At 63.4% G+C, this 13966-nt stretch carries 10 protein-coding genes; 1 reads left to right on the forward strand and 9 read right to left on the reverse strand.

Annotated elements, in window-relative coordinates:
* Positions 1 to 181 precede the first annotated feature (181 nt).
* From J0909_RS07010 to J0909_RS07020, 3 genes are read right to left on the reverse strand one after another with little or no spacing between them, the layout of a single operon-like run.
* A complete protein-coding gene (locus J0909_RS07010; protein WP_207261613.1) occupies positions 182 to 3355 on the reverse strand; it encodes an HAD-IA family hydrolase in 3174 nt (1057 codons plus the stop codon).
* A 39-nt stretch (positions 3356 to 3394) separates the two neighbouring features.
* Complete coding sequence (locus J0909_RS07015; RefSeq protein WP_207261615.1) at positions 3395 to 4591, reverse strand: trehalose 6-phosphate synthase; 1197 nt, start codon at positions 4589 to 4591, stop codon at positions 3395 to 3397.
* Positions 4592 to 4600: 9 nt separating this feature from the next.
* Positions 4601 to 6019: a DUF4139 domain-containing protein gene (locus J0909_RS07020; RefSeq protein ID WP_207261616.1), complete on the reverse strand. Its 1419-nt coding sequence runs from the start codon at positions 6017 to 6019 to the stop codon at positions 4601 to 4603.
* Between the two features lie 247 nt (positions 6020 to 6266).
* On the opposite strand from J0909_RS07020, the gene J0909_RS07025 reads away from it, so the two are divergent.
* The gene (locus J0909_RS07025) at positions 6267 to 7247 is read left to right on the forward strand and encodes a diguanylate cyclase (RefSeq protein ID WP_207261620.1); all 981 of its coding nucleotides are present in this window, start codon (positions 6267 to 6269) and stop codon (positions 7245 to 7247) included.
* 409 nt (positions 7248 to 7656) lie between these two features.
* On the opposite strand, the gene J0909_RS07030 is transcribed toward J0909_RS07025, so the two are convergent.
* From J0909_RS07030 to J0909_RS07055, 6 genes are all read right to left on the reverse strand, one after another.
* Positions 7657 to 7821 carry a hypothetical protein gene (locus tag J0909_RS07030; protein ID WP_207261621.1) on the reverse strand — a complete coding sequence of 55 codons (165 nt, stop codon included), beginning with the start codon at positions 7819 to 7821 and terminating at the stop codon, positions 7657 to 7659.
* 232 nt (positions 7822 to 8053) lie between these two features.
* The gene (locus tag J0909_RS07035) at positions 8054 to 8716 is read right to left on the reverse strand and encodes a LexA family transcriptional regulator (protein ID WP_207261622.1); all 663 of its coding nucleotides are present in this window, start codon (positions 8714 to 8716) and stop codon (positions 8054 to 8056) included.
* A gap of 207 nt (positions 8717 to 8923) precedes the next feature.
* Positions 8924 to 11119, reverse strand: coding sequence for a ribonuclease R (rnr, locus tag J0909_RS07040; protein WP_207261623.1), 2196 nt, complete (start codon positions 11117 to 11119; stop codon positions 8924 to 8926).
* Positions 11112 to 12266, reverse strand: coding sequence for a tetraacyldisaccharide 4'-kinase (lpxK, locus tag J0909_RS07045; protein WP_207261624.1), 1155 nt, complete (start codon positions 12264 to 12266; stop codon positions 11112 to 11114). The genes rnr and lpxK overlap by 8 nt, the downstream gene beginning before the upstream one ends.
* A 361-nt stretch (positions 12267 to 12627) precedes the next feature.
* Entirely contained in the window at positions 12628 to 13362 is a 735-nt protein-coding gene (locus J0909_RS07050; RefSeq protein ID WP_207261625.1) for a Bax inhibitor-1/YccA family protein, read from the reverse strand.
* A 121-nt stretch (positions 13363 to 13483) separates the two neighbouring features.
* Positions 13484 to 13921: a YccF domain-containing protein gene (locus J0909_RS07055; protein WP_207261626.1), complete on the reverse strand. Its 438-nt coding sequence runs from the start codon at positions 13919 to 13921 to the stop codon at positions 13484 to 13486.
* Positions 13922 to 13966: the final 45 nt, after the last annotated feature.

Below are 13966 nucleotides of genomic sequence, written 5' to 3' on the forward strand. Positions count from 1 at the left end.
AAACGCCCGCTCCCGTCCCCGCAAAGAGAAGACGGCGGTTTCAGGCGGAAGGGATCCCCGGCCGGGTCTCCCGTGTCCGCACAGACTTGAGCGAAGCGAACCGGGATTCTCAAGACCCTCGGCCTTGAGCGGGGGCAGGGCGGCGCCCTGCCCGCCGGTCCCCCCGGGTCCGCCCTCCTTCCTACCGCTGCTTCGGTCGTCGGGCTTCGATGGTCTTGCCCGGCTTGAGTTCGAAGGATTGGCCAAAGATTTCCACGGGCACGATCTTGTCGCCTTGGTGGAAGGCGGTCATGTTGACGCGATCCTGCTCGACGACCAGATCAAACCAGATGGACCGCCAGATGAACGACAGGCGCATCTCGCCCCAGTGTGCGGGCGGGTCGGGATCGACCTTCATGGGCATGGCGGACAGATTGAGCCCGGCGTAGTCCTGCTTGAGGACTTCGAGGGTCCCGGCCATGACGCCGGTGTGGATCCCTTCCACGGTGGTGCCGCCCTGGGTGTCGTAGATGTCGGATTCCATGGCTTCCATGAACCAGTCCCAAGACACGTTGCTCGGATAGATGTACCGGGCGATGACCGCGTGGACCACTTTGGACAGGGTGGAACCGTGGCTGGTCCGCTTTTCGTAGAAGTCGTAGTTGTCCTTGAGCAGCTTGAGGGGGTCGGGCACGTCGTGGCCGAGCTTGCGCAGTATGCGGGCCACCTCCTCGGGTTCGAGGATGTACCAGGTCATCAGGGTGTCGGCCTGCTTGGCGACCTTGTAGTTATCGGGCGAATCGCCTTCGGCCTTGAGGATGCGGTCCATGCGGTGGATGGAGTAGAACCGCTGGCGGTAGGAATCCCAGTCCAATTCGGGCAGGTCCATGTAGCCGTCGAACTGGCTGATGATGCCGTCCTCGGTGACAATGACGTTGAGCTTGGTGGTCATATCCCGCCACTTGGCCACATCCTCGTCGGACAGGCCGAGACGCGCGGTGATCTGGCTCTTGACCTTGGGCGGCAGGGTATCGAGGACGCCTAGTGCCTTTTCGAGCAGCCAGACGACCATGATGTTGGTGTAGGCATTGTCGCGCAGGCCCGGCTCCGTGGAGCCCGGGAGTTTCTCGTGGAACTCGTCCGGGCCCATGACCCCGTCGATGTGGTATTTGCCGGTCGCTTCGTCAAAGGTGGCGATGGAACCCCAGAAGCGGGCGATGTCGAGCATCAATTCCGCGCCGTATTCACGCAGGAAGGCATGATCCCCGGTCCAGGACACGTAACGCCAGGTATTGACGAAGACCGCTATGGACACGTGCCGCTGGCGGCGGGACAAGTCCGGCCCCCAGTCCTTGGACTCGGGATTGTAATGGACCTCCTGGGTCTCCTCGCTGCCGTCGTCGGCGGTCTGCCAGGGAAACATGGCCCCGGCGTAGCCGTTCTCGCGGGCGTATTCGCGGGCCGCGTCCAGACGGTTGTAGCGATACATGAGCAACGCCCTGGAGATATCCGGGAAATTGGCGTCGAAGAAGGGCAGGATGTAGACCTCGTCCCAGAAGATGTGTCCCCGATAGGCCTCGCCGGACAGGCCCCGGGCGGGCATGCCCGCATCGCGGCCCACGTTGTGCGGGCTGGCCGTGACCAGCAGATGGTAGATATGCAACCGGAGCACCCGCTGGACGAAGCGATCGCCCTTGACCCGGATGTCCGCCTTTTGCCACAGGTTTTTCCAGAATTTCGCATGGGGGCCGTAGACGCCCTTGAAGGTCTTCACGGACTTGAGCCCGTCCAGGCACATCTCGCGCAGGTCGCCGGGCTCACGGTCCAGGGAAGTGCGCACGTAGACGAATTTCTCCAGGCCGTAGCAGTGGTTTTCCCTGACCTGGACGCAGATTTCCTCGGAGACTTGGGAGCGATCCTGGACCACTTCCTTGCGCACCTCGATGGGCTTGGCGTCTTCGAGCATCCTCGTCTTGGCGGTCATGACGATCTGGTAGCGCGAATGGGAGGTCTCCATGTGCAGGTAGATGCCATCCCCGGCTTTGCCGCCGCCCACCCGGTTCAGATGATGTGTGTTCAGGCTGGAATAACGGGCCACGCCCTCGTTGCTGACGTTGCCGTCCAACGACGAGCGGAAGGTCAGTTTGGCCGAGTAGTTGAGCGGGGTGAAATCGAATTGCATGGCCAACAGATGCGGGTCGGCCATGGAGGCCACGCGCCGGGAAGAGATGCGGGTGATGCGGCCCACCTGATCGCGGACCACCAAATGGCGTTCCATGACCGCTTCACGCATATTCAGGCGATGGGAGTAGCTGAGAATCTCCATGGACAGGGGCGAAACGAACTCGCCGTTGCCGATCTTGAAGGCCACGGGCAGCCAGTTGGGGCAGTTGACCAGGTCGTTGTTCCAGATTTCGCGCCCCTCCACGTCGCTGGGGGTCTTGTTGAAGATGCCGGAGATGTAGGTGCCCGGGTAGAAGTAATAGGACGAGCACTCGCACTCGTAGGCCCCGCGCGAGCCAAGGTAGCCGTTGCCCACGCAGGTCAGGGTCTCGCGCAGCTTCTCGTCGCCCGGCTCGAAGCCGTGGTAGGTCAGGTACCATTCGTCCGTGGCCATGCCGGACTCGAACCACTCCATGAGGTCGGACACGGTGATCTCGCCCAGGTCGGACACGACCATGTCGGCCCCGAACCGCTTGAGCATCTCGCCGCCGATGTTCCGGGCCACACCCAGGGTCAGACCGAAATTGCCCGCGCAGCCTGCCTGGACGCCGGACAGGGCGTCTTCGACCACGGCGCACTCGCCGGGCTCAAGCCCCATTTTTCGGACGGCGGCGACGAAGATATCCGGCTCGGGCTTGCCCTTGAGGTCGAGTTCGGCCGAGACCACGCCATCCACGTGCGCGTCGAACAGGGTGGTCAACCCGGCCAGTTCGAGGACAAGCATGCCGTTGCGGCTGGAGGTGGCCAACGCCACGAGCACGCCGTTGCGCTTGAGTTCCTTGACCAGGGCCACGGAGGTGTCGAAGACCTCGGGCCCCTGCTCTTTGAGGATCTCCTGGAACAGCGCGTTCTTCTTGTTGCCGATGGCGCAGACCGTGTCGAAGCCCGGCGGGTCGTCCGGATCGCCGGGGGCCAGCCGAATGTTGCGGGACTTGAGAAAACTGAGCACACCCTCGAAGCGAGGCTTGCCGTCCACGTAATTCTGGTAGTCGCTCGTGCGGTCAAAGGGCTCGAACGGAGTGCCGGTTTCCTCGGCCTGGTGCTTGAGGAACTCGTTGAAAGATGCTTCCCAGGCCTGAGCATGTACCCTTGCGGTCCGAGTGATGACGCCGTCCAGGTCGAAGACCACGCCCTTGAGTGTGATTGCTGCCACGGATCACTCCTTTGAATGGTTGATTCTCCGGTGTCCGGGTCACAGGGTACCCAGAATCGTCACCAGCATGTCCGGCTCGGGCACGATCAGCGCCGCGTCGGTCAGGCGGGTTACCCGCGCTTCCAACTCCTTGTCTTCAGTTACAAAAATAGTTTTTGTATCGGGTGAAAAATCAAGCGCCGCCTCCAGCATGGGCACATCCGAGCCGGTGTCGCCGCAAATGAGATTCGCCCCGTGGGCCATGCCCAGGCCCAGCTCGCCGTCGAGGAACCGGACACCGTCGCCCTTGTCGAAATCCTTGAGTCCCTCGCCTTCGGTCTCCACCGTAAGGATGATCTCCACGTCCAGGCCGGTATCCTCGATGCGGAAGTTCTCCTCCGACGGGTCCAGTTCGGCCACCAGGGTCTCTAACGTGGTCAGAAAGGCCTTGGACTCGGCCGGGTCGATAGATCCGCCGATGTCCTGCCGGGCCACGGTGGACTGACCGAACTTCTCCTGCAACCCCGAGCCGATCAGGGTGAACTTCTCATACTCGGGCCGTCTGGTCAGTTCGGTCAGGCGGGCGTTGAGCGCATCCATGGCCGCCTGCTTTTCCGGAGTGATGGCCAACCGCCGAACCCGGCCGTCGCGGCCCAGGCACTCGCGCCCCTTGGAGGCCGCGTAAAAGAACTCGCCTTCCGGGTTGACCGAGATCCGGACCAGTCCCTCCAGGGGGGCGGAGGTCAGGATGACCGGCCTGGCCACGCGGGTCCGTGCGAAACGGGTCAGGAATACCGCGTTGTACACGGATTGGATGGAGGTCAGGTAGCGGGCGCAATAGTTGTTGACCGTGCCGTCCCGGTCCGTGACCAGGCAGCCCAGTTCCGCGCCGTGAAGCAACTCGCGCCCCCGGGCCACGTGTTCGTCGAAGCCGGGATGGAAATCGGCGAGCATATCCAGGAAGGCATCTTCACCCTCCTCAAGGAAAAAGATATCCTTGCGCGTCTCGTCGATCTCGTAGCCCATGTCCAGAGCAATGCTCCGGCCACCGCCGAGGGCGAGGCGCTTGCCGCCGTCCACATCGGGGACTTCCTCCAGCGAAGCCAGAAGGTTGGAGAGTGAAACCGGGATGTCCCCGTCAACAGTTTCGCCGTCGAGCAACGCAGCCGCAGCCCGCCGCCGGATCGCGACGGAAGCGGCCATGAGCGCGTAGAAATCCTTTAGCGTCCTCAGTTCGACGTGATCAATCCCGGCCATTTCCCCTCCTTATGAGTACTCGAAGCGTACGGTGTAGTTGACCGCCTTTCCCTCCGTGCCGGCGGAAGGCGCGACGTTCTTCAGATCGAATTCGATGGTGCCCGCGTCCGTGGGCACGTAAGGTGTGTCCGCGTTCAGGATGGTCCATTGTCCGGCCAGGGATTCCCGGAGCTTGATGTCCCGGGACTCGGCCGAGCCGTTGCGCACGGTGATTCTCCAGCTTATCTCGGCGGCGTTCTTGCCGATGCGCTTGAAGCTGGTCTGCGTGCGCTCCACATTGACGTCGAAGGATCGGCCGATGACCAACCGGACCTCCTCGCCCTCGGCCGCGTGGCCGATGCGCGCCTCGCCCGCCAGGAGCTTGGTTCCGCTCGCCATCGGCATATACACCCGGACCACGCCCGCAGGCATCGGCTTGCCCAGGTTGTTCGCCGCTGTGTTGGTCAGGATCAAAGCCGATTCCACGCTCTGATTGATCTTGCCTGCGCGTTGGTTGGGTCCGCTGCGAAAAAGGCTGGACAGCTCGGTCCGCACCGGGATGTTCGCGGCCGAGAACAGCCCGACCTGCTTGGACCCGGACGCCGGGATGGACACATACCGGCCCGGATCATAGACGTGGTACTGAGAAAAGGATTCCTCGGCGGCCATGGCGGGAGCCGGAGCAGTATCCATGACCATGGCCTCGGCCATCACGGCATTCCCCCGGGCTAACATCTTGGGCGCGGCCGCCCGCTGCACGTCCCCGGCGACCAGGCGCAGGTCCGCGCCGGGGAAGGCGTGGTCGGAATTGTTGGTTACCGTGGCCCAGGCGTCCAGATCGCAGGTCTCACCGGCCTGGCCGACGGTCAGGTTGTAGTCCGCGCGCCACCCCAGGCCGTCCATAAGGTAGCTCAGGGCCACGTTCTTGCGCCCGGCCACGGAGCTTCTCGTGGTCAGGGTCAGGGTCGGCTCGGCGTCGAATCCCTTGGGCATCTCGGGCAGAAGCAAGGCCTCGTAGGAGCCCACGTAGACTTCCTTGCCCATGGCGAAAATGGGCCGGTCCGCGTTGGCCAACAGCTTGGCCTTGCGCAGGATGCGCGCGTTGGCGTCCGCCGGGTCGGGCAGGATCACGGACAGCTCCTTGCCGATGTAGGCGTTCAGCAAATTGGCGGCGGTGATGGGCCGGTAGGCGTATTGGACGTCCTCCACGGTCATGTCCGGGGCCGTGGCCCGGATGGAGGACGGGTCCAGGGTGGACGGGATATCGGTGAAGACCACGGCGGCGGCCCCCTCGGGCAACGTCACCACGCGGGATTCCGTCACTTGGGCCCGACCGGAATTATACACGGCCAACACCGAACCAGCGGCCTGTGCCGGACCGGCCAGGGGAAAGAGGAGAAAGAGTGCGAGTGCGAGCAGCGGAGCGTTGGAAAAGCTTGGCCGATTCATCGGTCCTCCGAGGTTGATTTGAGATTGTGCAGGGACAACGTGCCAATGCCTAGTCTGTAAGATACACGGCCCTGGCCGTTTTTGCAAAAATATAACAAAGAATATCATTCCGGCCATGGCCGAACGCAATCGGCCCCCAGCCCGGCCCACGAGCCCGGATCCCGGCCCACGGAGACCGGCCTGCACTGCCGCCTCCGCGCATTTGCCGTCTCGCGTTCGCCGTCAATCTCTGCTACGTTGAAGCCGCATGAAAATTCTCATTATCGATGATGCCCCGAACTCTGCGGACCAGTTGACCGAAATGCTGCTGGGCGCAGGCTACACCGATGTATCGGACGTGGACTCCCTGGACCGCGCCCTGCGCTTCATGCAGCGCAGCCTGGCCAGGGAAACGCCCGTGGACCTCGTGCTCATTGCGCTCGAAAACCAGGACATCGACGGCATCGCCGCCATCCTGACGCTCAAGTCCCACCGCGAGTTCGAGGACATCCCGATCATCGCCATCGCCGCCGAGGATAATTCGGACGAACTGGACCGAGCCTTCGCAGCCGGGGCCTCGGACTACATCGTCAAGCCCGTGGGGCGCACGGAACTGCGCGCCCGGGTGCGCTCCGCCCTGCAATTGCGCCGCGAGATGATCAAGCGCATGCTCCGGGAACACGAACTGGAACGGCTGGCCCGCAAGCTCGAACGCATGTCCAACCAGGACGGGCTGACCGGCCTGGCCAACCGCCGCTGTTTCGACGACACCCTCATCCGCGAATGGGTACGCAACGGCCGCGAGGACAATTCCCTGGGGTTGCTGATGATCGACATCGACCATTTCAAGGCCTACAACGACGCGCTCGGCCATGTGGACGGCGACATCTGCCTGCGCAGCGTGGCCCGGGCCATCCGAGCCGCCACCAACCGGCCCGGCGACCTCGTCGCCCGTTACGGCGGCGAGGAGTTCGCCATCATCCTGCCCAACACCGAGTTCGACGGCGCGCGCGTAGTGGCCGAGAACATCCACGCCAACCTGGCCAAATCGTGCATCCGCCACCCCGATTCCCGGGTATCCTGTACCGTCACCGTATCCATCGGCGTGGCCGCCGCCGTGCCCACCTGCGACACCACCCCCGAGCACCTCATTCAGGCCGCCGACCGCGCCCTCTACCAGGCCAAACAATCCGGGCGCAACCGGACCGAGTCCATCTGCCTTCCCGACCCCGATCAACTGCGCCAATAATTCCGCCCCCCTCTTCAGCTCTGGAGCGACTCGGGTGCCCCCGGCACCCGACAGCGCCTCTCCGGCCCCGTCACCAAAGCACAAAGCTCACCCCTCCCCCTCTCCAAATCTGGAGTGACTCGGGTGCCTTCAGCACCCGACAGCGCCTCTCGTCCCCGCACGAAGTCCGGCTTTCGAGAGTGGGTCAGCCGTGCATTTTCTTCCGGGTGGCTTTCACCGCAGCGTAGCCGTCTACGTGAGGATGAAAGCCGCCCGGAAAAAATGTGCGGATGGCCCGCTCTCGAAAGCCGCGCCCCAGAATACAAGCAGAGGGCCATGGCTCCGGGGGGAAGCGCATGGCCCTCAACAGGGATGAGGACGGCCGCCCGCAAGGTTCAGGCGGCCGCAAGGAACTATGAAGACGGGAAAACTAGCGAAGGAAATGAATGGACAGGTAGCTGCCGCAGCAGGGGCAAACCTTGACCGGAGTGGCCTTGCCCAGATCGTCACGGATAACCGCTTCCCAGGGAATGAAGCCGTCAAGCGTATATTGAACCATCAACCTGTGACCACACTTGCAAAACCGTTCTTGCATGACTCTCTCCTTGCCGTGTATAGCGCCGAGGCGCGTGTGTCGTAATCGTTGACTGAACGTGATTCTTTAATAAACAGTCTCCAGGCTTTTTGTCAACTAATATTTTACAAATTGTTGTTTTTTCGCAGACAACATGCACAAACAAAGAATCATATGTCATTCCAAGCAAATACAAAAAATCCCCCGCAACGTGCACCGTTGCGGGGGATTGATGGGCGAGTTTCAACGAGAGCTAGCGGTATTCCCGGGACGCCCACAGGACCTGGCCGATGACGCGCACGTTGTCGAGCTCGTCGCCGGACAGGTGGACTGGAGAATAATCCACATTGTCGCTACGCAAAACCAGGGTGCCGGGGAGGCGCTCCACACGCTTGACCATGACCGTGTCCTCCACGCCCACGGCATAAATGCCGCCAGACAGGACGTCGGTACGCGACTGGTCGATGAGGACCATGTCCCCTTCCTTGATCTCCGGCTCCATGGAGTTGCCGATGACCTCCATGAGGACCATGTTGGCGGGGTTGCCCCGGTGAGTCAGCCAGTCCGAGCGGAAGGAATAGTATCCCTCAACCTGGCCTTCGGTCTCAAACGAGCCGCCGCCCGCGCAGAGGCGGGCGCGCACCTTGGGGATCTCCTCGTAGCACGCCCCGTCCTCGGCGGCGGCGGCCAAGGCCGCCTCGGGCCGGGGAAAGCCCTTGCCCTGTTCCAGCCACAGCGGGTTCAACCCGAACCGGGCCGACAGGTCCAGAATCCAACGCGCGGGCACCGAGCCCTTGCGCTTGGCCAGGGACACCGCCGCCCGGCCCACATCCAGTTCGCGAGCCAGTTGGGACTGGTTCTTGATCTCCGTCTCGGAACAGAGCCTCTTGAAAAACGCTTCAAATCCGTTGCTCATCGTTGCGCCTTGGTTAATGAATGTTGCTGAACAATTGTTTATTATCGATTAACGACACTGTCAAGCAACGAACCCATTTTTGTCGTCTTTCAGACGCCGCGCGCAAAAAAACCGGAGCCGACGCGTGGTCGATTCCACGCGCGAATCCGGATTTTCGCGGCAACGGTGAGGATGGTCGTTCACCGGCAGCCCGGGGAGCCTTCTTCCCTAGATGAGATCCTTGTAATCCTTGGCCGCAGCCGCCACGGACTTGAGGTTGAAGTTCAGCTCCAGCCGTTCCACGCTGGCCTCTTCGAGAACCACCTCCACGGCCTGCCCCAGGTAGAAGGACCGTCCGGTGCGCTCGCCCACAAGCATTTCACGCTGAGGCCAATAGGTGTAATAATCGTCGTCCATGGTGGACAGCCGGATCAGCCCCTCGGCCATAACTTCCTTGAGTTCCACGAAAAAGCCGAAGTCGGTGATGTGCGAAATGACCGCGTCAAAGGTTTCACCCACCTTGTCGCGCATGAACAGCACGGTCACCCGCTTGAGGATCTCGCGTTCGGCGTCCATGGCCACCCGTTCGCGGCTGGACAGGTGGTTGGCCACGTTGAGCAGCTTCTTGCGGCCCGGCACGGGCGCGGGCACGCCCTCTCCCTCGTGCAGGGCGGCCTTGACCAGCCGGTGAAGCACCAGGTCGGCATAGCGCCGGATGGGCGAGGTGAAGTGGGCGTATTCCTCGCTGGCCAGACCAAAGTGCCCCTCGTTGTCCGGCGAATACTTGGCCTGCTTCATGGAGCGCAGGAGCATGCGGTTGACGATGTATTCCTTGTCCGTCCCCGCCATGGAGGCCACCAGCATCTGGAGCTTCTTGGGAGTGATCTCCTTGGGCATGACCACGGACTTGTCCGTGCGCGACAACAGCCGGAACAGATTTTTGAGCTTTTCCTCGTCCGCCGGGGGATGGATGCGGAACAGGCAGGGCAACCCGCGTTCGACCAGGAAATGGGCCACGGCCTCGTTGGCCGCGATCATGAATTCCTCGATGAGCTGATGGGCGAAGTTGCGCTTCCGGGGACGGATGTCCGAGGTCTCGCCGTGCACGTCGAAGAATATCTCCGGCTCGGGCAGGTCGAAGTCCAGGGACCCGCGCTGGGCGCGCAACACGTTGATCTTGCGGGCTAGTTCCTCGGCCAGCTCCAGCATGGCGATCAACTCGGGCGACATCCCCGCGCGCGCCTCGGCCCGCTTCTCCATGACCGCCTCGAAGACCTGGGTATAGGTCAGCCGGGCGTGGCTGCGGATGACTGCGGGAAAGACCTGGGTCTGCCGGGTGCGCCCTTCCTGGTCGGTGTCCATGCAGACCACCATGGTCAGGCGCGGCACGTCCGGGTTGAGCGAGCACAATCCGTTGGACAGTTTTTCCGGGAACATGGGTTCCACGGACCTCGGGAAATAATAGGAATTACCGCGTTCAAAGGCCTCGCGGTCCAGGGGCGACCCCTCGGGCACGTAGTGGGAAACGTCGGCAATGGCCACCCACAAGCGGTAGCCACCCTTGCGCCGCTCTACCAGCACGGCGTCGTCGAAATCGCGTGCCGTAGCCCCGTCGATGGTCACGAACTGCTTGTCGGACAGGTTGCGGCGGCCCTTGAAATCCTTGCCGGACGGCTCCGGCGGCAGGGTCTCGGCCTGGTTCACGGACCCGGACGGGAACCGGGTACGGATGTTGTGGTTGGACTTGACCAGCGCCTCCTGCACGGCGATGTCGGCCTCCTCGCCAAGCGACTTGGTGATCTCCCCTTCCCACATGGCCGGGTCGATGCGCTCGCCGGGCGCGCACAGGGCGATCTCGCCCGGCTTGACCTTGATCGAGGGGTCCTTGAGAGTGGCGATGATCCCGAAACCGAGCCTCGGGTCGGACGGACGGCAGAGCCATTCGCCGCCGGTCATCCGCTTGACCACCTTGACCGGCAGGACCTTGCGGCCGCGCTCCAGGATGCGCACGATGCGCCCTTCGGCATTGCGTCCCGCCTTGGGTTCGCCCACCACCGAGACGACCACGCGGTCGCCGTGCCAGGCTTCGTTCAGGTCCCGCTGATTGACGAAGACGTCCTTGCGCCGGGAGTCCTCGGGCACCACGAAGCCGTACCCCTGGCGCTGGATCTCCAGCCGCCCGGTGATGCAGTGCATGGACTCGGCCAGGCCGTAGCCGCGCCGGATGCGCACCAGCTTGCCCTTCTGGACCAGGTCGCGGAGCAGGTCCTTGACCACGGCCTTGTCCTTTTTCTTGAGCTTGAGCTGGCGGATGACCTCGGCCCGGGACATGGGCCGCTTCATCTCCTTGAACAATTTGAGCAGCGCGGCCGCCGACAGGGGCGGTGCGGAAGGTCCGGGACCGTTGCGTTTTTTTCTAGTCATGGTCGTCTCCCTTGGCGAACGCGTCCGCCTCGTGCCGCATGAGGTAATCCGCCGCGAGCTCGGCGCGGTCCGCGCGGCGCAGCCGGAAGGACTCGTAACGTCGGTCCCACCAGGTTGAAAAAGTCGAGCGTTTGCCCAAAGTGGACGGCCCGAACGTCAGAGTCAGATCAAACTGCCAGAACAGGTCGGTGCACATGGCACCGAGCTTGACCGCGTCCTTGGGCGTGCACAGGATCGCCGTACAGCCGAGCCGGGCGGCCTCCTCGGACAGGGCCGTCACGTCCCGCTTGGTGTAGGTATAATGGTCCCGAAAAACCACGTGCCGCTTTGGCTCATAGCCCAGGTACGCCGTGGCCGTGGCCCGGACCTGAACGGGATCCCCCACGCCTGTGGCCAGCAGGTACGGCGCGTCCTCGAAATCGTGCGCCCGCTCCCCGCCGATGACCCGGCGCACCCCTGTGGGGACCAGCCGGAAGCTGAACACCGGCTTGCCGAAGCGCTTGAGGCGCTCCTCGATGCGCATCCCGAGCAGGGCGAATTCCTTGGGGCTGGCCTTGATCAAAAAGGCGTCGGCCCGCTTGAGCGCGGCCTCGGGCTCGCGCCAGGAGCCCGCCGGGATGACCCTATTCCACCCCTCTCGCAGGTCGTCAGGCCGGAGCAGGACCAGGTTCACATGCCGTTGCACGGCCATGTGTTGAAACCCGTCATCCAGGACGATCAGCTCGGGCCGGGCCTTGACCACGGCCTCCCGGCCCGCGCGGGTGCGGTTCGGGTCCACCAGGATGAGCGCCCTGTCATGGGCGCGGGCGAGCATGAGGGGCTCGTCCCCGGCCTCCTCGGCCAGGGCGCCCGGCTTGACCTCATAGGGCAGATGCCGGGGCTTGGCCCGGTAGCCGCGCGTCAGCAAAGCCACCGGAATGGACTTGGACTCGGCCCAGCCCAGCAGCCAATCGGCCACCGGGGTCTTGCCCGTGCCGCCCCAGCCGATATTGCCCACGGACACGGTCAACGCGGGCGGCTCCCAGCGCTTGAGCAGCCCCCGGCCGTACAGCCCGGCGCGCACGCGCATGGCCCCGGCGTACAGCCAGGAAAAAGGACGCAGCAACGGGTACAGTGCGCGTTGCAGATCGGTCACGGTCTCGGACATGGTACACCGGGGAAAAGATTCGTCATTGAAGAAGCATACGTCCCCCGCACCGAACTGGCAAGGGGAGAGGCGACACGGCCGCGACCGGCACGAAACTCCGCCGCCCCTCCCCCGGCTTCGCCCTGGATTGCGATGACGACACCACGTCCAGCGTCACCTCCTTCGCGGGCTTCAGCCATCAGCACTGGAAGGCGACGCAAGCCGGTAAAATCAAGAGGTCGGAGGTTGCGCCACGCGCCCTTCCGCCACCCCCGAGAAGCGATCGCGCCAAAGCATCGACCCCTCGCCCGCCGACCACGAAAAAGGCCGCACCCCGGAGGGATGCGGCCTGTTCGGTGCATTGTAACTGTCGGAAAGCGGACTACCTGCGGTCGCCCATGAGACGGAGCAGCATGAGGAACAGGTTGTAGAAGTCCAGATACAAGGTCAGGGCGCCCAGGATGGTGCCGCGCCGGATGGCCGCGGTGTCGCCCATGGGCACGTTCTCGCCCATGGTCTTCAGCTTCTGGGTGTCGTAGGCGGTCAGGCCCACGAAGATGATCACGCCGAGGACCGAGATGGCGAAGGACATGCCCGGGCTTTGCAGGAACATGTTCACCACCATGGCGATGATGATGCCGATCAGCCCCATGAAGAGCAGGCTGCCCCAGCCGGTCAGGTCTTTCTTGGTGACCATGCCGTAGATGGACATGGCGCCGAACATGCCCGCGGTGGTGACGAAGGTCGTGACCACCGAGGCCGTGGTGTAGGCCAAGAGAATCGGGGCCAGGGAGAAGCCGTTCAGGGCGCTGAAGGCCATGAACAGGCCCGTCGCCGTGCCGGGATTCATGGTCGAAATCTTGAAGCTCATGAAGAAGACCATGCCGAAGGCCGCCAGCAGGGCGATCATGGGCAGCATGGTGGGCGCGTACGTGCCGGTCTGCGGATTGTAGGCAAAGGCCAGGTTGGTCAGGGCCGGGACGGTCAGAGTGGCGAAGGCCACCAGGGCGGTCAGGCCCAGGCCAGCGCTCATCCAGCCGTAGACGCCGCGCATGAAGGCGTTCAGGACCTCGACGCGGGAGGTCTCCGTCCGTTGCATGCTGGGATACTGAGTCATTGGTATTCCTCCGAATTGATGACGTGCTTGTGGCCGGGAATCTTCCCGGCACTGCTTCTATCTAATCAGCTTTCCCGACCGTGGCAAGGGAATGCATGAAATTGCACAACGTCTCGGGAAGCTACCGGTCCACGCGGACGCCGTAAAGCCGCTCGGCTTGTTCCACCGTGACCACGGTCATGCCGATAGGGGCCAGGGTAGCGGCGGCCAGCTTGAGATGCTGCCAACCCCACGGGATGCCGAGGATGGTGATGAAGCAGCCCAGGGCGGACAGGATATGGCCCAGGGCCAGCCACCAGCCCGCGAAGACGAACCATACGATGTTCCCCAGCGTGCCCCAGTTCGAGGTGCCGAGGTCCTGCCGTCCGGTGAGCACGTCGCGGCGGATCAGGGTCCGGCCGAAGGGCATGAACGAAAATCCCGCGATGACGAAGGCGGCCCGCGCCCAGGGCAAGCCGATGATGGAGATGGCCATGAGACAACCGGCGAACAGCCAGCCGATAGCCATGAAGACGCCGCCGATGATCCACCAGATCAAATTACCGAGAAACGAAAGCATGGGGACTCCTTCTGCTTGATGTGCAAGCATGCTATTGGCCCATCC

This window comes from Desulfovibrio sp. Huiquan2017 (assembly GCF_017351175.1).
Lineage (GTDB): Bacteria > Desulfobacterota > Desulfovibrionia > Desulfovibrionales > Desulfovibrionaceae > Pseudodesulfovibrio.

Bases quoted from the DNA above. Each gene is read 5' to 3' on its own strand.
- J0909_RS07015 (WP_207261615.1), bottom strand. From the start codon at position 4,591: ATGGCCGGGATTGATCACGTCGAACTGAGGACGCTAAAGGATTTCTAC.
- J0909_RS07020 (WP_207261616.1), bottom strand. From the start codon at position 6,019: ATGAATCGGCCAAGCTTTTCCAACGCTCCGCTGCTCGCACTCGCACTC.
- J0909_RS07025 (WP_207261620.1), top strand. From the start codon at position 6,267: ATGAAAATTCTCATTATCGATGATGCCCCGAACTCTGCGGACCAGTTG.
- J0909_RS07030 (WP_207261621.1), bottom strand. From the start codon at position 7,821: ATGCAAGAACGGTTTTGCAAGTGTGGTCACAGGTTGATGGTTCAATAT.
- J0909_RS07035 (WP_207261622.1), bottom strand. From the start codon at position 8,716: ATGAGCAACGGATTTGAAGCGTTTTTCAAGAGGCTCTGTTCCGAGACG.
- rnr (WP_207261623.1), bottom strand. From the start codon at position 11,119: ATGACTAGAAAAAAACGCAACGGTCCCGGACCTTCCGCACCGCCCCTG.
- lpxK (WP_207261624.1), bottom strand. From the start codon at position 12,266: ATGTCCGAGACCGTGACCGATCTGCAACGCGCACTGTACCCGTTGCTG.
- J0909_RS07050 (WP_207261625.1), bottom strand. From the start codon at position 13,362: ATGACTCAGTATCCCAGCATGCAACGGACGGAGACCTCCCGCGTCGAG.
- J0909_RS07055 (WP_207261626.1), bottom strand. From the start codon at position 13,921: ATGCTTTCGTTTCTCGGTAATTTGATCTGGTGGATCATCGGCGGCGTC.